The following is a 16134-nucleotide window of genomic DNA, read 5'->3' as shown; positions in this document are numbered from 1 at the left end:
ATCGGACCAGTTCTGTCAGTCGTGTTTGGCAGCATTGCGCCATCCGGCTTTGGCTAGCCAGTTCAACGCCGAGAGGCTCGGCATGAATAGGTACTCGCCACCTTTCATGACGTTGAAGGTTTGCACGCCGTCGATGCGCTTGCGTGCCGGAGTCTGCGGGATCGTGAAGCGTTGCTCACCCTCGTGCAACCCCACGACCGGATCTCGCTCCTCCCCGAGGTCGATGAAGTTGCCGCGGTTGATCCACTCCTGCTGCATGAACTCGATCGTATCGAAAGCGCGCGCGCTGACGAAGATGAAGAAGATGCCCCGCTCGCCCTTGGCATCGTCCGCCGGTACCACGTCCTCGGAGTAGACAGGCCCGAAGGTGCTGGAGCGGCGGATGATGCGGTGGATGTTGACGTCGGTGAGCAGCGTCAGCTCGGCGTCGCGTGGGTTGAGCCGGCGCATATGGCAGCCGAGCGGGACGAGACGCCCTTTCGGGTCGTCCGCGTAGGCGAAGTCGTTGTTGCGGCGCGGATCAGCGCCGAGTTCGGGATCGTCAGTGTTGGGCGCGAGGGCAAGGGGCGCGCCTGAGCGCCAGCGCCCGAACATCTTGGCGGCGAGGCGCTCACGCGCCTCCGCCGTCTCGCCGTTGGCCTTGAGGAAGGCGTTGAAGCAGCCGACGCGGCTCTGGTATTTGCGCAGCACCACGAAGGTGCCGTTCCGCCCCAAGACGGCTGGCTCAGGCATCGCGAGTGGCACGCCGGTCTCGCTGGGGTAGCCTAGGATGAACTCGCCAGCCTTGATTGGCCGTGCCTCGCCGGGCAACGGGGCGACACCGCTGCCCTCGATCGCTGGCTGCGAGATCGAGTCTCGGAAACCGAACGGGTTCTTCGCGCCCTCGGGCGCGCCGAAGCGGTGCTCTCCGAGCAGCGTCACCCCCATCGCACGATCGAGCTCAACGCGCGCGCTCGCGAGCGCCCTGTTGAGGGCGGCATCGTCGACTGCATAGATGGTGAGCGCGAGGTGGCACCGGCCGGGCGTGAACACCGCGTCCCAGTTCTCCGGCGCGTTGGGCCCCTGATCGCGCAGCTGCGGCGCGCGTGCGGCCATGCCCTGCTGAAAGGGCAGCGGGAAGGTCTTGAGCTGGTCCTCGGGCAAGCCAAGGGCCTGAAGCCCTTCGTAGCTGATGGCCACGCCGATCCAGTGATCGAGCTCGTCGGTCCAGGTATCGGCCGATGCGATATGAGGGGCGAGGCGCCCGAGCAGGTCGCGTGCACCCTCCGCTTCGTCGAAGTGGAGCATGGCGTGGATGCCGACGTACGGCTCGGGCCGGCTGCGCAGGATCAGCGCCTGGATGTCGTCGAGCTCCAGCGAGACGGTGTCTCTGCGGAAGCGCGATGCGAGTCGTTCGATGATCGACATGCTTCAACCCACCTTGTCCAGGAATTCGTTGAACGCGCGCTCCAAGCGCTGGAGCCGGCGCACGTCGACGACCGTGACCTGTGGGTTGGCCACGAACCAGCCGGCCGCGGTGATCTGATGTCCGGCGATGAAGTCCTTGACTTTCGGGCTCTTGATCCCCGGCCAGCCCTCAACCGACTGGAACAGCAGGTCCATCAGGTCCGGGATCTTGGTGGCGAAGTCGTTGATGTACGTGTCCCAGTCGCCGTCGTAGGTGGTGGCGAACAGGATGCGCGTGTCATCGTCGAAGAAGGCAAAGCGCATGTCGTGGAGTGTGCCGACCTTCTGCGCGCCATCGAAGTTGCCGTTGACCAGGTCGAAGATGCGCCGCAGCCGTTCGGCGCCTCCAGGCTTCAGCCTGGCGATCGCCGTCAGCTCCGAGACGTTGCCGGACTGTGCACCGACTCGCCCGGCCGAGCCCGCGGAGCCCTTCAGGTCGGGATTGTGCTTGGTCATCATCTGTTCGAGCGCAAGCTTGGCGAGCTGCGGCGCGTCGCCCGCAACCTCCTCGATCCGGCGGCGGATCGCCTGGAGACGGGTCTCGTCGATCTGCGGGGCGTCGTGGCTGTCGGTCATCGGTGGCTCCTGTCGCGTCTGGGGTTCGAGATCCCTTCAGTCAGGTATCTGCTCGATCGACGTCGGCTCGACGCGTGGCTGTGCGTTCAGCATGTGTCGACGTGCGCTCGACCGTTCGTAGGCGGCGATGCGCACGCGCATGATCGAGCCGAGTGGCCGGTGCTCCTGGATGCCGTGCCAGGGATTGAACGAGAGCACGTCGTCGCCGTAGACACGCCGGCTCGGAGAGTAGGCATCCTGCGGTGGGAACCGCAGGGTGGCAATCGGCTGATGCGGGGAGAGATCGTCCGGCCAGAGCACCGACGCATCCTCGACTGGCATCGCCGCGAGATCGGTGCAGAGCTGGGCACGCAGCTGATACTCGGCCCCTTTCGTCCGGAAGTGCTCAACTACGAGATTGCGCATAGTCCCATCGTCGACCGGGCCGACTTCCTTGCCCACCAGCGCCCTCACGTTCGCGGACAACGGCGCGGCGCTGATCTTAGCAACGTGGTCTCCGAAGCGGAGCGCCGCCATGGAGTGGTAAGTCTCGCCGAGCAGGTGGGCGTTGTCCCGGGCCAACCCGCGCAGGGTCGCGCCGGGTGTGAGACCGATCGCTTCGGCCGCCGACTCGATCCCGCGCGCGGCGCCGGCGAGCGCCCGCTGCAGGAAGGCGGGATTTCGGGCGTTCTTTTCCAGGAGATCGACGAGTTGCCTATAGGCCTGGATGGTACCGAAGCTGAGTACGGGGATGTTGACCAACAGGAAGTCTTGGTTGCCTCCCGCATCCTCAGGCAGAAGGCGTTCGCCCTTGACCCCGAGCACCTTGATCGCCATGCCGCGCGGAGCTGGGATTGTATCGGAGTGGATGTCGCCGGGCGCGGAGGACAGGCGCACGACGACGGGATAGACGGCGGGTCGTGCGAAGATCCCCTGCTGCAGGTATGCCGGCAGCCCGCCAGATATGACGAGCTCGCCCGTGAGGATGCCGTGGCTCTTCGCGTGGGCGTCGCGAACCGCGTGACGATGCCGCTCGAACGCCACATGGTTCGAGCGCGCCATGATGTCGAGGATTTCTGCCGTCAGGGCCGCCTCATCGGGTTGTTGAACCTCGACATCCGGCGTGTAGCGAAGATAGGGCCTTCCGGCGTCGCGGTGAGAACTCCCGTCGAGCGTACTCATGCCGCGAGCTCCGCCGATGCGCCCGGTGCGACGGCGTCGATGGCCAAAAGCAAGTGCCGCGGGCCGCGCAGCGAGGCGCCGGGGCGGTATGGCGGTGGGTCGGCGAGAAGCCGCGGCGCTTGCAACCGCTGGGCCAGTGCCACGAGTGCGACCTCCGCCTCGATCCGCGCGAGCGGCGCGCCCACGCAGTAGTGCAGGCTGCCGCCGAACCCGAAGTGCTGGTTGTTCGCGCGGTCGGGAACGAAGCGGTCCGGATCAGCGAAGCGCATCGGGTCGCGGCTGCCGGAGGCGAGCAGGAGCACCACTGGCGCCCCTTCCGGGATCGTGGTTCCCCCGATCGCGATGTCGGCGCGCGCCAGCCGCGTGCGATAGTGGACGGGCGGCTCGTAGCGCAGCAACTCCTCGATCAGCCGCGGCGCAACCTCCGGCTCCCGGCGCAGGCGTTCCAGGTGCTCGGGGAAGCGGAGCAGCGTCAGGATGCCATTGGTGATCAGGTTCACGGTCGTCTCGTGGCCCGCGACCAGGAGCAGGACGGCCGTGGCCACGAGATCATGGTCGTTCATCCGCTCGCCGTCGTGCTCGGCCGCGAGCCCGGAGAGCAGATCGTCCTGCGGTGCCCGACGCTTGCCCTTGATCAATCCCCGCAGGTAGTCGGAGATCGCCGTGAACGCTTCCTCGGTCCTACCGGCGTTCTCGCGGTCCGTACGCCGGTCCGGTTCGAGGGCGGTGGCGAGCTGCGTCGCCCATCCTTGGAACCGGGGCTCGTCCTCGCGCGGAACGCCGAGCAGCTCGCAGATCACAGTAACCGGAAGGGGGTAGGAGAAGTCGTCGACCAGATCGAGGTTGGTCCGGTCCCGCAGCCCGTCGAGGAGGGTGTGGGTGAGCTGCTCCGTCTTGCGGCGCATCGCCCGCACGCGGGCGGGTGCGAACTCGCGCATGACCTGCCGGCGCAGAAGGTCGTGGTCCGGCGGATCGCGGAAGATGAAGGGGCGATGGCGCGCGGTGATCCGGCTGCGGATCGGGCGCACGAACAGATCGCTCAGCGGATGCCCGGTCCAGCGGAACAGAGGCGGATCGGGCAGATCCTCCGAGCTGATGCGCGGATCGTGCAGGAGGCGGTAGAGTTCCGCGTGAGTGCTCACGACGTAACTGCCGTCGTCCTGGCGGCTCACGGGCGTCCGGCGCATCTCGGCGTAGAGCGGGTACGGGTCGGCGCGGTTGGCCGGATCGAGGATCTGCTGGAACAGCGTGCCGTTCACGGTGAGCTCCTGTCGGACGGTGGTGCGGGATGCGGTCAGGACACGACCTGGGCCAGCGGTTGAGGCCGGATGTCGGCTTGGTCGAGGGCGCCGACGATCGGTGGGAAAGGCGTCGCCTCCGCCACCGCCGCCCTGTAGGCGGGCAGCCAGCGGGCGCTGTCTACGGAGACAGCGGCCACGGTTCGCCCCTGCGCGCCGTACACGCCGATGAACCGGCGATCCCGCAACGAACCCTGCACGACCGCGAATTGGTCGGCCCCGGTCGGCAGGCCGACGAGCTTGATGTTGAGGCCGAACTGCTGCGACCAGAAGTCCGGCAGGTGGTCGTAGGGGATTAGTCCCGCTTCACCGGCGACCATGTTCCGAGCTGCTGTCTCCGCTTGAGCGACCGCGTTGCCCCAATGCTCGACGGCGAGGTGGCGGTTGCCGTAGATGGCGCTCGGCCAGTGAGCGATATCGCCGGCCGCGAAGACATCCGGCACAACTGCCCGAGTGGCGGTGAGGACGCGGCAGTGGGTGTCCACCCGGACGCCTTTAGGCGAAACCGCCAAGCCCGCACCGGCCAGCCACTCGGTGTTGCGCAGGGCGCCGAGGGCAGCGACGACGCAATCGGCCTCGATCCGCTGGCCGTTGCGCAGGATGGCCGCGACGACCCGGCTATCCGCGTCGGCTTGAAATCGCGCGACTTCCGTCTCCAGGCGGAGGTCCACGCCGCGGTCGCGGATCACGTCCCGCATGAAAGCGGCCGTGACGGAACCCAGGGCATGAGCCAACGGGAGCGCACCGCGCACCGCCAGGGTCACGTCGAGGCCGAGATCGCGGCAGCACGACGCGATCTCACAGCCGATAAACCCGCCACCGATGATGAGCACGCGGCGCGGCTTCCCGGCGAGGCCACGCGCGAGATGCTCTGCGTCCGCGTGGCCGCGAAGCGTGTACACGTTCGGGGAAGCTGCTTCGGCACCGTTCGGCCACGGGCGTGCCCGAGTCCCGGTCGCGATGAGCAGCCGGTCGTATACGATCTGCGTGCCGTCCGAGAGGTAGATACGATGTGCGAGCGTATCGAGCCCCAATGCACCGACCCCGAGGCGGAACGTGGCGTCCAGATCGGCCCGTTGCGGCAGGGAGGTGTCCGCGCTGTACAGGCCGCGGAGCACCTGCTTCGACAGCGGCGGACGATCGTAGGGCGGCTCGTGCTCGTCACCGATCAGGATAATCCTGCCTCCGTAGCCCACGTCACGCAGTGCGTGCGCCGCGGACAGGCCCGCGAGCGAGGCGCCGACGATGACGATTTGGCGAGGAGCTTCGGTGGGCGCTGTCATCGGTCGCCCACTTTATGCGGCATAGGGGCCGGAACGTCGCTCGTCGCAGTAATGGCACGCACCGGGCAGGCCTGCACCGCGCGCTCAATCTCGGCTCGAGCGGCTTCGTCGGGCGCCGTGTCGTAGACCAACGCTTCTGCACCATGCAGGGCGAAGTGGTCGGGAGCGGCGTAGATGCACTGCGCGTAAGCTTGGCAGCGGTTGAGGTCGACGACGACCTTCATGGATGACACTCCGTCGAAGGGGCAAGCGCCGGTGGCGGCAGTCACTGGAGGACGAGGAGCGTCAGTCGTGTGACCTCTCGGCGGAGGATGGCGCGCTCGTCCCCTCATCGAACACGGCACCGCACCGGGCACTCAACTGCTCGCGGTGTTGATGCATGCAGGCGATGATCGCCGGACGGTTGGGCACGTCCTCAGCGCACAGGCGCAGGACGTCGCTGCGACACGCCAAGGTCGCTTCCGTGATACTTGTCTCGGCAGCGGCGCCGTTGAGACTGCTACCGACGACGAGGAATAGGATTGGGAGGGTCAAACGCGACATGATGCGGCTCTCTGGATGCGCCCCGTCGGAGAACCATAAAGGAAATAATAAGTTCCTTTTCAACCAGGAACGTCTGGGGAGGTATGCAGTGACGACAAGCCAGAAAGAGGCGTCGCCGTTGGCGTCGCGGAAGCGTGCCCTCAGCCCCGGACGCCCGCGCGCGGCAACGATCCAGGCACGTCAGGATCGGCTGATGGACATCGTCACTGCCGAGTTTCTGACATACGGCTATGAGGGGGCAAATATCGCGCGTGTAGCCCGTACCGCAGGAGTTTCTCCCAAGACGATCTACGCGCGCTACGCCACAAAGGACGAGTTGCTGCTGGCAGTCGTGGTTCATCTAACGGAGGCCTCGCGCGAAGGACTGGCCCAGGAGCTGACGGATGGCTCAATCGGCCCCGAGCAAGGTCTGACGACCTTTGCCCTGACCACCGCCTACCATTGGACATCGGAGCGTGAGTTCGGACTCTACAGGCTTGTCATCACGGAAGCCGGCCGCTTCCCCCACCTCGTAACGCTTTATCGAGAAAGCACCGACGCGTTCCGTGAAGTCGTGACGGCGTATCTCACCGATCAAGTCGCTCGACGTGTGCTCGTGATCGATGATGTCTCGACCGCCGTTCAGTTATTTGTGTCCGTTACGACAGGACAAATCCGAGAGCGAATGCTTCTAGGTGAGCGTCCTTCTTCAATAGAAATTGAAAATCAAGTAAAAGAAGGTGTTAGAATGTTTCTGGCCTGGTGCAAAAATAAATAATAGTATTTGGTAAATATCTGAAGAAATATTCTACAAAACTTATATCTCCAGCTTCGATGAATGTCAGGAGCAGATGCCGGCGATTGTTGTCTGAAGGCGCATCTGTAGCGGACAGACAGTTCCGGCTTCTCTCTGTGACCTGACCGGCGAGGCTGAGTTCTAGCTGCGCTGTTCCACATTGCTTGCCCAATCGGAATTCAACGATAGGTAGCGCGGTCAGCGATGTAGGTAAAAGGATCGTTTTCCTTACACGCAACCCTGGCGCCTCTCCGGCACCCCTTAACGGCCCCGTTTGTGTAAGGAAAATATGTCAGTAAAACTATTGTCATAAAAACGTCCCCGTGTGACTATCCTGACATGCTTGTCGGCTACGCGCGTGTGTCCACCCTCGACCAGAACCTGGACCTGCAGCGCGATGCCCTGCTGAAGGCCGGCTGCGAAAAGATCTTCGAGGAGAAAAAGAGCGGCAAGGCCGGCACCAAGCGCCCCGAGTTCGAGGCCGCCCTCGCCTACCTGCGTCCGACCGATCAGCTGGTGGTCTGGAAGCTCGATCGCCTTGGCCGCTCCCTCGTCGAGATGATGCGCACGATTGATGGGCTGCGCCTGAAGGAGATCCACTTTCGCAGCCTGACCGAGCAATTCGACAGCGCAACGGCCCACGGGCGCTTCGCCCTGCAGATGCATGGCGCCATGGCCGAGTATTTTCTCGACCTTAACCGTGAGCGGACGATGGAAGGCCTCAAGGCCGCCGTTGCTCGTGGCCGCAAGGGTGGCCGGCGCAAGGCGCTGTCCGAGGGGGATCTGGAGGTGGGGCGTGCCCTGCTCGCCGCCGGCAACATCTCGATTGCCGAGATCGCCAAGCGTCTCGGGGTCAGCCGCATGACCTTCTACACCTACTTCCCGCAGGCGCGGACGCGCAGCCAGGCGTCGAAGGGCTGACTCTATGCCGATCCGCCCGGAAAACCGCTTTTTCTACCCGATCGACTGGGTGCAACTCTCGCAGGTGGTCCGCTTCGAGCGCGCCAAGGGCTGCTGTGAAAGCTGCAGCCGACCGCACGGTCAGCTGGTCTGCCACCTGGGCGACGGGCGCTGGTGGGATGAGGCCGACCAGACGTGGCGGAGCGGCAAGGGCCGCAAGCTGAAGTTGGCGTCGCCGGAGGCGCTGCCGGCGGACACGGCGTTCCATACTACCAGGGTGTATCTGGCCTGCGCCCATCTCGATCACGACCCGGGCAACAATGCGCCAGCGAACCTCAAGGCGCTCTGCCAGCGCTGCCACATCCTGCATGATCGCGATGAGCACCGGCGTCAGCGCTGGCTGACCTACCGTGTGCGCAAAGCGCTCGGCGACCTGTTCCTTGGGCCCTACCCGTTCCGCTTCTAAACGAAGGCTCTCCAAGTAGGCCTACCGGCCTGGGACGGGGTCGCTGATAGCCCGAACCGGAAAATGCAGACTGTAGTAGTCGACATACTGATTGCTACATCCGGTGATTGCGCCTAGTAGTCGGTGAAAAATCAATTGGAGCAATTTATTATTCAGGATCACAGCTTCATGATCGACGGATGAGTTGCCGTGCGCGGCATTATTGCGATGTTTCCAAGCGGTCTTTTCTGCTTCAGAGATCCCGAGGCCTAGTTGTTGGAATAGCCGTTCAAGTGCAACGTTATTGGGCAGCTGGTTCAATCCGCGGATCTTGTTGCCGATGATTTTCTTCATTGCCGGATCGATTTGTGCTGGTCCAAGGATGTCAAGCAGTTGGGATTTCAGGTTTTCCCACTCTTTTGCCTTGAGAAGCCCGCCATCCTCAGACGGATTGAGTTTTCTTGCAGTTTTCTGCAGTTGCTCGATCAGTCCGCCAAAATACACCGCTGCCGTGGAGTAAGCTGCACATGCTCCATGCCAGTATGTCCAGGACAGCGATAGGAAATTGAGTTCGTCATATTTCCGATAGAGCCCTTCGGCAGTTTTGGAAAACAGATCCCCATCAATCATATTTTCAGTTGGAAGTTTGTTGATTGGATATGGGGGGCGATCGTGAAGATCAAAGATCCGACCGCCATATGCATAGGTCGATTGGGATCTCATAGAAATGGGGTGACCAGTTGCAGAATACGCTGTGTGACCATAGAGGACGATCGGCAGCCCAAGTACAAAGCTGACACTGTCTCTAATCTTTCGGCGCGTATCTGCGTCAGGGTTGCCTTGGTAGGCAATGTATCCATCTCTGGATCGGCTGCCGTCGTCGTTCCTGTCGCGAAGATGCGCGAGATACACGGTATATCCGCCGATGAAAATCTTCAATATCGTTGAAGTTCCGCCGGCGGAAACTGAGCGGTTCACAACGATCGACTGATTGCCGTCGCCAATCTTGATGTTCGAGGTTTCTGCGTTATCGATCGTAACTCTGGCATTACCGAAAAAACCAGTTGTGAGATTGCCGATCCACTCGATGATGGCCGCCGGCGGCTCATCATTTGGCGTGTTCATCTCAAGGGAATGGAGTGCAAATCGGTAAGTTGTCTGCAGGCCACGAGCCGATGAGCTGCTCTCGTGGCGCCGGTAGCTGACGCCATCAGCTGTATATGAAGCACCAGAGGGGCTGGTGAATATCATTTTGTCCTGAGCTTTGTAGAGCGTTCCGGCCGGAATGTCGGGCTCATGATCAAGCGACCATTCCGCGGAGGTAAAGAGAAATTCAAGCGTGAGATTTTTCTCCCGGCTCACAGAGGCAGATGTGGGTTTGAATTTCAGGGGACCAGCGTCAGCAAGGGAGAGATGGTCCTCATTGAAGAGGTCAAACAGGTTTTCGCGAAGCTCTTTCACGCTCCCTCCCTCTTCCTGCCGTGTGCCGCTAACGGTTTGCCGTTAGCCGCGACGGCGAGGCGCACACCGGCCGAATTTTGAACGCTGCGCAAAACGTTAAACAGCTTGCTGGCTGTGGGATTGCCAGTCGAGCTGAACATGCGCATCAGGCTCCTAGACGAGCTTCCGCTTTCTGCAGCCAGGCGCTCAAAGCCGATCGTCGCCTTGATGTAGGTACGGAGCATCGCCTTGCCGGTATCGATGTCGCTAGCCAGGAACTGGTCGACCGCTTCGATCAGTAGGGCATCACGGAACGCTAGATCCTGACGCACGCGCGCCTCCAGCGTCACCCGCATGCTGCGGGTCAACCACGGGGTAGAAGGGCTTTTTGCCTTGACGGAGGAGGCCTTTTCGCCCATATCTGTCGATGGAGGCTTTGGTGGCGGAAACGCTGACATTGCCTTTTTTCGTTTCAGGCGACCTGTGCCGCCGACGGCCGCAGATCCCGGATCAGCGTGTAGCCCCACGTGGTGCGCGTTTTGGTTTCGTGCCTGAACTGCAAGCCCCGCGCAGCCTGAACCACCGGTGCCAGTTCTTCACGGGCAGGTTCGGTCATGCTGTGGAGCCGCAGCCCCCAACTCAGCGAATAGGCGATGATGTCGGTGACCTGCACCAAGGTCGTCAGATCGCTGTGCACGAAGAACGGCTCGGGAATGATCAGGCGTGACCGCGTCCGCCCGTTGGCCGTCTTGATAAAGTAGCTGTTGACCTGGCCGAGCAGGACGTGGCTGGCGCTCTTGTCCAGCTCGTCGAAGACCAGGTAGCCCATCGGGTCATCGGCCTGGCCGTTCAGGAACATGAAAAACCGCTCGAACAGGTAGGCGTAGTCCTTCCGGAGGGACGTGGACCGGTCCGGTCGCGGAGCATCCTGCGGGACCATCGTTGCAAATGCCTTTGCGCCGTGGCTACGGGCCAGTTTGAGGGCAAATTCGCAGTACGCGATCTTGGCCTGCGCCAAGGCGGTCAACCGGCGCCGGCTGACCTGCGTCCCGTCCTCCAGGATCTCCCGGGCCAGGCGCTGGCGCTCCGCCTGCGGGATTGGGGCGAGCTGTGCCGCGTGCTTGAACGTCTTCCGGTCGAGCAGCTTCTGGGCCTTGGCCTCCTTGCCGTAGGCCTCGAACAGCCGCATGCCGAAATGGTGCAGCTGGGCGTCCGACAGCTGCCGGATCAGGCGCCAGAGCTGCCGATCCTCGACCGCAAGACCGGCCAGCACCTCATAGGGCGAGTGCTTCATGTCCTGGCCGGACTCGTCAATGAACAACGCCCAGCTCATGCCACCACGGTCCCCTGAGGCGCAGCCGTACGACGGCGCAGGCCCGGCTTCTGCAGGGCCGTGCGCTGCCGGCGGATCGCCTGTTCCGCCTCCTGAAACTCCGGCGCCAGCTCGCCGAGCCGCCGGACCAGGCCAGACAGGTCGTAAATGTTTGTATCCCGACCGCCGGTGCGCGGATCCCAGCGGTCGACCCGCTTGACCAGACCCGCCTCCTCCAGCGCCGCGATATGGCGCTGCACCTGGCGGGGCTTCATGCCGAGCCGTGTGGCGATGGTTTCCTTGCTCGGATAGGGCTTGCGCGCCTCGTCCCACCAGAAGTCGCAGAGCTGCAGCAGCACCGCCAGCTGGATGGGCTTCAGCTTCAGCCGATGTTGCGCCCGCAGCAGCAACGACGGGATCATGCAGTAGCCCAGCTGCATGACCGGTGCGCCCCACTTGGCGTCAGCAGCCTTGATTGAGCGGGAGACAGGCGCCGGGTGCAGCGGCACAACATTGGTTGGGGGTGCGGTTGGCTGTTCGGTCATGATAACCTCCTTTGTTGCCAGCATAAATGCGCTGCGCGCCGGGTACTGGCAAGCTTTTATGGGGAGGCGTTTATGACTGGACCCTCCAGGCGGTTTAGACTGGAGCCCACCGGGCTGTTCCGCCCTCTAAAGAAGGATACATTCAATCAGGATAAGCCGCAGAAGATGAAACAGGGTAAAGATACCCCCGGTCGAAATTGCCTCCGGGGGTACGTCCAGATTTCAACCGGACACGCCTTTAGCCGGTCGGACCCGTCGAGACCGCACCGGCCCGGTATAAGTCAAAAGGCCCTTCCCTCCCTACCAACCTGAATTCCGCAATTCCGCATAATCGTAAATACGACTTGAAGGCGGAGCCCTGTCAGGTGTGACGTGTCGTGCCTGCCATGAGAGATCAGAGAATGGTGGCGCCGGCTCATCCCCGGACGACGCTGCTGCGGCGTCAGGCCCCTCGGGTGCGGCTGCCGGTGACTCAATCGGGACCCTTCCTCCGCAACCTTTTCGCGATCGTATGCCTGCTTGCTACGCCGCCTTGAGGCGGCGCCTTCATTGTCGGGTACCATTCCAGAAATACGATTTTGCGGGTCTGTGGCTTTGCAGAAATGTGACCTGGTGGTCACAGGGCTGGCGGAGAGCGTTAACGAAGCGTTGGCAACGTCGTGCTTGTGTGAAATCGTGAACCCACAGATGCGGGTTTGCGGAAAATCGTAAATCCGACGACACGCAAATCCAGAAAGGCGACCGCATGATCATCGGGGTGCTCAACCAGAAGGGCGGGGTCGGCAAAACGACCATCGCTACCAACCTCGCTGCCGTGGTCGCCAAAGCCGGCAATCGGGTGCTGCTGGTCGACGCCGATCCGCAGGGCAGCTCGATGGCCTGGTCGTCTGCCCGTGAAGCCGACCCGCTGTTCCCGGTCATCAGCATGGCCAAGCCAACCTTGCATAAGGACCTGCCCGAACTGGCGGCCGACTACGATGTGGTGATCATCGACGGCGCGCCGCGGGTGAACGATCTTGGCCGCGCCGCAATCCTGGCCAGCGACGTGGTGCTGATCCCGGTCCAGCCGTCGCCCTACGACGTGTGGGCCTCCGCCGATACGGTGCAGCTGATCCGCGAGGCACAGCAGTTTAAGGAAAACATCAAAGCCGCTTTTGTGATTAACCGCAAAATCGTAAATACGGCCATTGGCCGGGACGTGGCTAATGCGCTGGAGCAGTTCGACTTTCCGGTCCTGCCCAACGCGCTCTGCCAGCGGGTGATCTACGCGGAGAGCGCGGCTCAGGGGAAGGCGGTGATCGAAACGGATCCCAAGAGCGAGGCCGCGATCGAGATGGCCCAGCTGGCTGCCGAGCTCGTTCAGACCAAAGCTAAGACCAAGAAGGAAAGGAAGGCCGCATGAGCAAGGCTGGCAAATCGGTATCGATCAAGGTGCCTACCTCGAAGCTGGCCTCGGGCGCCGATGCCTGGATCGCCAACCGTGGTGCCGAGCCGGCGACGGATCGGGAGAGCGGTAACGTGACCAGCCTCAAGTCCGTTGAGGCTGGTTCGGTCGAGGCTGCCAAGGAAAAGATGTCCCGCTTCACCATCGACGTGCCGGAAAGCCTGCACCGCCGCGTGAAAATGCAGTGCGCTGCCCGCGGTCAGAAGATGGCCGACATGATGCGCGACCTGCTCGAACGCGAGTTCCCGGCGTCGTAAATGCGCTGATGCAGAAATCCGCTTTTACGACATTCCGGAATTCCTGACGTGAGCGACCCCGTCCGCCTCGACCTGATGCCCCTCGACCGGTTCGGAGCGCTGGGGCTGTATGAGAAGAACGCCTACCTCCAGGACCTGGCGGACACGTTCTGCGCTCGGACCGGGCGTGAGACGCTGGAGCTCAGCAAGGACGCGCTGAGCCGTCTGCGCCGCTTTTACAGCCGACGCAGCATCGCAGACCTCAAGATCGCACCGGAGCCGGCCAACGCCCTGGAGCAGGCCCTCAGGGATCTCGGCGAGGCCGTCAAACTCAATGAGCGGCGGCCGGACATCGTTGGTGCGCTGACCGCTGAGCTGCCGGCGCCGGTGCTCCGGGAGGCACCTGAGGACGACAGCCAGCTCTCGTTCTTCGTGCCCAGCATCTACGATGCGCCCCTCAAGGACGACGTCAACCTGATGGACGTGGCACCGTTCTCCCTTGGCAAGGCCAAGCGGGGAGGGGAGATCCGCTACGAGCTGAAGGACTGCATCATCACCATCGACGGCAGCGCCTCAGCCGGCCTCGCCACGGTGTTCGACTACGACATCTTCCTGCACATGGTCACCAGCCTGGCCGAGGAGGCGCGCCGCTACCGCCTCAACCTGGACAAGGGGCTGCGCACCGATGCGCCGGCCCGTGTCTACCGGCCGAGCTCGTCACACATCCTAAAATTCTGCCGGCGCAGCTCCGGCGGCAAGCAGTACAAGGACCTAGAGTCCGCCCTCGACCGCCTGCAGGGCACCCGCATCAAGATCCTGAACCTGACCGGCGGCAGCCGGCGCGAGGTTGTGGCGATGCCGCTGATCCAGACGTTCAAGGTGATCAGCAAGACGACCACGGGCAACATCGACCAGGTCGAAATCGGCATCCCGGACTGGGTCTACAACGGCGTGGTGCGGGAGAAGGGCAATCCACAGATCCTGACCCTCAATCCGGAGTATTTCCTGATCACACAGGGGATTGGCCGGTTCATCTACCGGCTGGCCCGGCGCGCTGCCGGCAAGACCGGCATCGCCCGGTATGGGTTGAAGGAGCTGCACAAGCGCAGCGGCTCGCTACAAGGGTTGCCGCAGTTCGCCTTCCAGGTGCGCCAGTTCGTCAGCAGCACCCGGGTGTTCCCGTTCCCGGATTACGAGCTGGAGATCGTCGAGGGCAAACGCGAAGAGATCCTCGTCATGCGTGAGCGCAAGCCTGACGCGGCTGATGTTCCTTTAGGCAGCGGTGCTGGCGCCCCCGAGCTTCCACTCGCCTGAAGCCGTTTTTGTCAGCCATTTTTGTCAAAACCGTACTTCGCCAATGGCTCCGCTGCGGCATGTAAAGCCCCGCCCAGCCTGTGGAAAACTTTTGTCAGAACCGTACTTCACCAATCAAAAACCGTACATCACCAATGACATCCCGTACATCACCAATGACAAGCCGTACATCGCCAATCCGAGCACCGTACATCACCAATTCCATTAACGGCTAAGCCGCTGCAAATGAACAAGGATTTTTGTCGGCGGCGCGAGCGCAAAAACCCTAAAACTTATTAAAACCTAGAAAGCTATCTAAAACGCTGCGCCGGTGGATGAGCGTCCGCTTGCGCGCTTAACCTTTCTAGCGCAGCCATCTTGCTCGAATCATTTTTGTCAGAATCTCCGGTCAGCGATTTTGACAAGGATACCCCGCCCCTTTCCGCTTCGCGGAAACCCGCTCCCCCACCCCGTGCGGAAGCCGCCTCCAGCGGCTCGATTCTGGATGGTGGTCGCCTAACGGCGACCAAAGATGGGCTCTCCGAGTGTGTGAGTGGCAGAATCGACCTGTGCGGCCTCAGGAAGCGTTCTGGACGGCAGAACCGACAGCGTGACGGTTGAGCCTCCAAAAGCCGCCTACAGCCCTCCTGAGAGGCTTTGTCACCGCGCAGAGCGCGGTGGGATGATGATGTGGTCGCAGGGCGACCACGAATTCCATGGGAGGAGGGGTACCGCGCCGGGGAACGGCTGCACGATGAGCAGACCGGCGCCGAGCATGACTTCAGCCGCCGTAAGGGTGTCGTGCACACCGAAATCATGTTGCCGGAGGGTGCCGCGCCCTGGGTCGCCGATCGGCAGAGGCTCTGGAACCACTTGCACCAGATTGAGGCGCGGCGGGACGCCCAGCTCGCCCGCGAGATTAACCTGGCCCTGCCGCACGAGCTCACGGGCGACGAGCGGCTGGCCCGCCGACGATTTCTTTGATGGTCCGCTTGGCGTGCGCAACGTGTTCGACGCCATCCAGGTGTCTGTGACGGTGTTTGAGCCCAACGACATGCAGGCCCGGATCCTAGAGGTGGACGAGCTGATCCACGACGTCGAAGGTAGAAACCCGTAAAAACAGAAATACGATTTTGCGGCGAAGGGCGTTAAAGGTTGTGGTTCCGTGCCTTGGCGAGAGGCCCGCCGCCCGGGCCGGCCTCAAGGCACGCTGCGCTCTCCGGCCTTGACCCCGTCCCGGCCGACCGGCGGTGGGCTGCCATGGCGGCTAAGCCGCCGTTCCCGCAGGCTGACCCGCGCCGCTCTCCAGGGAGCTTATGCACATCTTAGGTTCCACAGGTTCCATTTTTGTTCTACACTTTAAACGTGCATCGTCGCATCCCACGGGGCGCAGCCGAGGTATCTTGCGCCAGGGGAGGGCGCTACGCATGGGCTTAA

Annotated in this window: 17 protein-coding genes; 7 read left to right on the top strand and 10 right to left on the bottom strand. The window is 62.8% G+C overall.

What is annotated here, in order from left to right:
• Positions 1 to 15 precede the first annotated feature (15 nt).
• Genes PQI07_RS37595 through PQI07_RS37570 form a run of 6 tightly spaced genes read right to left on the bottom strand, consistent with a single transcriptional unit; the run spans position 16 to position 5988 of the window.
• Positions 16 to 1407, bottom strand: coding sequence for a Dyp-type peroxidase (locus tag PQI07_RS37595; RefSeq protein ID WP_060850318.1), 1392 nt, complete (start codon positions 1405 to 1407; stop codon positions 16 to 18).
• Between the two features lie 3 nt (positions 1408 to 1410).
• Positions 1411 to 2022 carry a hypothetical protein gene (locus PQI07_RS37590; RefSeq protein ID WP_060850317.1) on the bottom strand — a complete coding sequence of 204 codons (612 nt, stop codon included), beginning with the start codon at positions 2020 to 2022 and terminating at the stop codon, positions 1411 to 1413.
• A 36-nt stretch (positions 2023 to 2058) separates the two neighbouring features.
• Entirely contained in the window at positions 2059 to 3183 is a 1125-nt protein-coding gene (locus tag PQI07_RS37585) for a catalase family protein (protein WP_274929396.1), read from the bottom strand.
• Complete coding sequence (locus tag PQI07_RS37580; protein WP_274929395.1) at positions 3180 to 4442, bottom strand: cytochrome P450; 1263 nt, start codon at positions 4440 to 4442, stop codon at positions 3180 to 3182. The genes PQI07_RS37585 and PQI07_RS37580 overlap by 4 nt, the downstream gene beginning before the upstream one ends.
• A 35-nt stretch (positions 4443 to 4477) precedes the next feature.
• A complete protein-coding gene (locus PQI07_RS37575) occupies positions 4478 to 5764 on the bottom strand; it encodes an NAD(P)/FAD-dependent oxidoreductase (protein WP_274929394.1) in 1287 nt (428 codons plus the stop codon).
• Positions 5761 to 5988, bottom strand: a complete 228-nt coding sequence (locus PQI07_RS37570; protein ID WP_274929393.1) for a ferredoxin — start codon at positions 5986 to 5988, stop codon at positions 5761 to 5763. Before PQI07_RS37570 ends, PQI07_RS37575 begins: the two co-directional genes overlap by 4 nt.
• Before the next feature lie 512 nt (positions 5989 to 6500).
• On the opposite strand from PQI07_RS37570, the gene PQI07_RS37565 reads away from it, so the two are divergent.
• The 3 genes from PQI07_RS37565 to PQI07_RS37555 all read left to right on the top strand — a co-directional run bounded on the left by PQI07_RS37565 (position 6501) and on the right by PQI07_RS37555 (position 8448).
• Positions 6501 to 7064 (top strand): TetR/AcrR family transcriptional regulator, encoded by a 564-nt coding sequence (locus tag PQI07_RS37565; RefSeq protein WP_274929392.1) that lies wholly within the window; start codon positions 6501 to 6503, stop codon positions 7062 to 7064.
• Between the two features lie 357 nt (positions 7065 to 7421).
• Positions 7422 to 8003 carry a recombinase family protein gene (locus PQI07_RS37560; RefSeq protein WP_274929391.1) on the top strand — a complete coding sequence of 194 codons (582 nt, stop codon included), beginning with the start codon at positions 7422 to 7424 and terminating at the stop codon, positions 8001 to 8003.
• 4 nt (positions 8004 to 8007) lie between these two features.
• Positions 8008 to 8448 carry a hypothetical protein gene (locus tag PQI07_RS37555; RefSeq protein WP_274929390.1) on the top strand — a complete coding sequence of 147 codons (441 nt, stop codon included), beginning with the start codon at positions 8008 to 8010 and terminating at the stop codon, positions 8446 to 8448.
• 21 nt (positions 8449 to 8469) lie between these two features.
• On the opposite strand, the gene PQI07_RS37550 is transcribed toward PQI07_RS37555, so the two are convergent.
• From PQI07_RS37550 to PQI07_RS37535, 4 genes are all read right to left on the bottom strand, one after another.
• Positions 8470 to 9888, bottom strand: coding sequence for a hypothetical protein (locus tag PQI07_RS37550; RefSeq protein ID WP_274929389.1), 1419 nt, complete (start codon positions 9886 to 9888; stop codon positions 8470 to 8472).
• Positions 9885 to 10223 carry a transcriptional regulator gene (locus PQI07_RS37545; protein WP_274929388.1) on the bottom strand — a complete coding sequence of 113 codons (339 nt, stop codon included), beginning with the start codon at positions 10221 to 10223 and terminating at the stop codon, positions 9885 to 9887. Before PQI07_RS37545 ends, PQI07_RS37550 begins: the two co-directional genes overlap by 4 nt.
• 116 nt (positions 10224 to 10339) lie before the next feature.
• Positions 10340 to 11200 carry a DUF3800 domain-containing protein gene (locus PQI07_RS37540; protein ID WP_274929387.1) on the bottom strand — a complete coding sequence of 287 codons (861 nt, stop codon included), beginning with the start codon at positions 11198 to 11200 and terminating at the stop codon, positions 10340 to 10342.
• On the bottom strand, positions 11197 to 11724 hold the full coding sequence (locus tag PQI07_RS37535) for a helix-turn-helix domain-containing protein (RefSeq protein ID WP_274929386.1): 528 nt from the start codon (positions 11722 to 11724) through the stop codon (positions 11197 to 11199). Before PQI07_RS37535 ends, PQI07_RS37540 begins: the two co-directional genes overlap by 4 nt.
• 745 nt (positions 11725 to 12469) lie before the next feature.
• On the opposite strand from PQI07_RS37535, the gene parA reads away from it, so the two are divergent.
• The 4 genes from parA (at position 12470) to PQI07_RS38075 (ending at position 15681) form a co-directional block, all read left to right on the top strand.
• Positions 12470 to 13126, top strand: coding sequence for a ParA family partition ATPase (gene parA, locus PQI07_RS37530; RefSeq protein WP_274929385.1), 657 nt, complete (start codon positions 12470 to 12472; stop codon positions 13124 to 13126).
• Positions 13123 to 13425, top strand: a complete 303-nt coding sequence (locus tag PQI07_RS37525; RefSeq protein ID WP_274929384.1) for a hypothetical protein — start codon at positions 13123 to 13125, stop codon at positions 13423 to 13425. The genes parA and PQI07_RS37525 overlap by 4 nt, the downstream gene beginning before the upstream one ends.
• Positions 13426 to 13473: 48 nt before the next feature.
• Positions 13474 to 14718, top strand: coding sequence for a replication initiator protein A (locus PQI07_RS37520; RefSeq protein ID WP_274929383.1), 1245 nt, complete (start codon positions 13474 to 13476; stop codon positions 14716 to 14718).
• Between the two features lie 669 nt (positions 14719 to 15387).
• Positions 15388 to 15681 carry a MobA/MobL family protein gene (locus PQI07_RS38075; protein WP_446721028.1) on the top strand — a complete coding sequence of 98 codons (294 nt, stop codon included), beginning with the start codon at positions 15388 to 15390 and terminating at the stop codon, positions 15679 to 15681.
• Positions 15682 to 16134 lie beyond the last annotated feature (453 nt).

This window comes from Methylobacterium sp. 092160098-2 (assembly GCF_028920805.1).
In the GTDB taxonomy this organism is placed as follows: Bacteria; Pseudomonadota; Alphaproteobacteria; order Rhizobiales; family Beijerinckiaceae; genus Methylobacterium; species Methylobacterium fujisawaense.
Note: the sequence above shows the minus strand (reverse complement) of the source record. Positions and strands in the feature narration are given on the sequence as shown.

Bases quoted from the DNA above. Each gene is read 5' to 3' on its own strand.
- PQI07_RS37575 (WP_274929394.1), bottom strand. From the start codon at position 5,764: ATGACAGCGCCCACCGAAGCTCCTCGCCAAATCGTCATCGTCGGCGCC.
- PQI07_RS37555 (WP_274929390.1), top strand. From the start codon at position 8,008: ATGCCGATCCGCCCGGAAAACCGCTTTTTCTACCCGATCGACTGGGTG.
- PQI07_RS37595 (WP_060850318.1), bottom strand. From the start codon at position 1,407: ATGTCGATCATCGAACGACTCGCATCGCGCTTCCGCAGAGACACCGTC.
- PQI07_RS37570 (WP_274929393.1), bottom strand. From the start codon at position 5,988: ATGAAGGTCGTCGTCGACCTCAACCGCTGCCAAGCTTACGCGCAGTGC.
- parA (WP_274929385.1), top strand. From the start codon at position 12,470: ATGATCATCGGGGTGCTCAACCAGAAGGGCGGGGTCGGCAAAACGACC.
- PQI07_RS37565 (WP_274929392.1), top strand. From the start codon at position 6,501: ATGGACATCGTCACTGCCGAGTTTCTGACATACGGCTATGAGGGGGCA.
- PQI07_RS37590 (WP_060850317.1), bottom strand. From the start codon at position 2,022: ATGACCGACAGCCACGACGCCCCGCAGATCGACGAGACCCGTCTCCAG.
- PQI07_RS37525 (WP_274929384.1), top strand. From the start codon at position 13,123: ATGAGCAAGGCTGGCAAATCGGTATCGATCAAGGTGCCTACCTCGAAG.
- PQI07_RS37560 (WP_274929391.1), top strand. From the start codon at position 7,422: ATGCTTGTCGGCTACGCGCGTGTGTCCACCCTCGACCAGAACCTGGAC.
- PQI07_RS37535 (WP_274929386.1), bottom strand. From the start codon at position 11,724: ATGACCGAACAGCCAACCGCACCCCCAACCAATGTTGTGCCGCTGCAC.
- PQI07_RS37585 (WP_274929396.1), bottom strand. From the start codon at position 3,183: ATGAGTACGCTCGACGGGAGTTCTCACCGCGACGCCGGAAGGCCCTAT.
- PQI07_RS37545 (WP_274929388.1), bottom strand. From the start codon at position 10,223: ATGCGGGTGACGCTGGAGGCGCGCGTGCGTCAGGATCTAGCGTTCCGT.
- PQI07_RS37540 (WP_274929387.1), bottom strand. From the start codon at position 11,200: ATGAGCTGGGCGTTGTTCATTGACGAGTCCGGCCAGGACATGAAGCAC.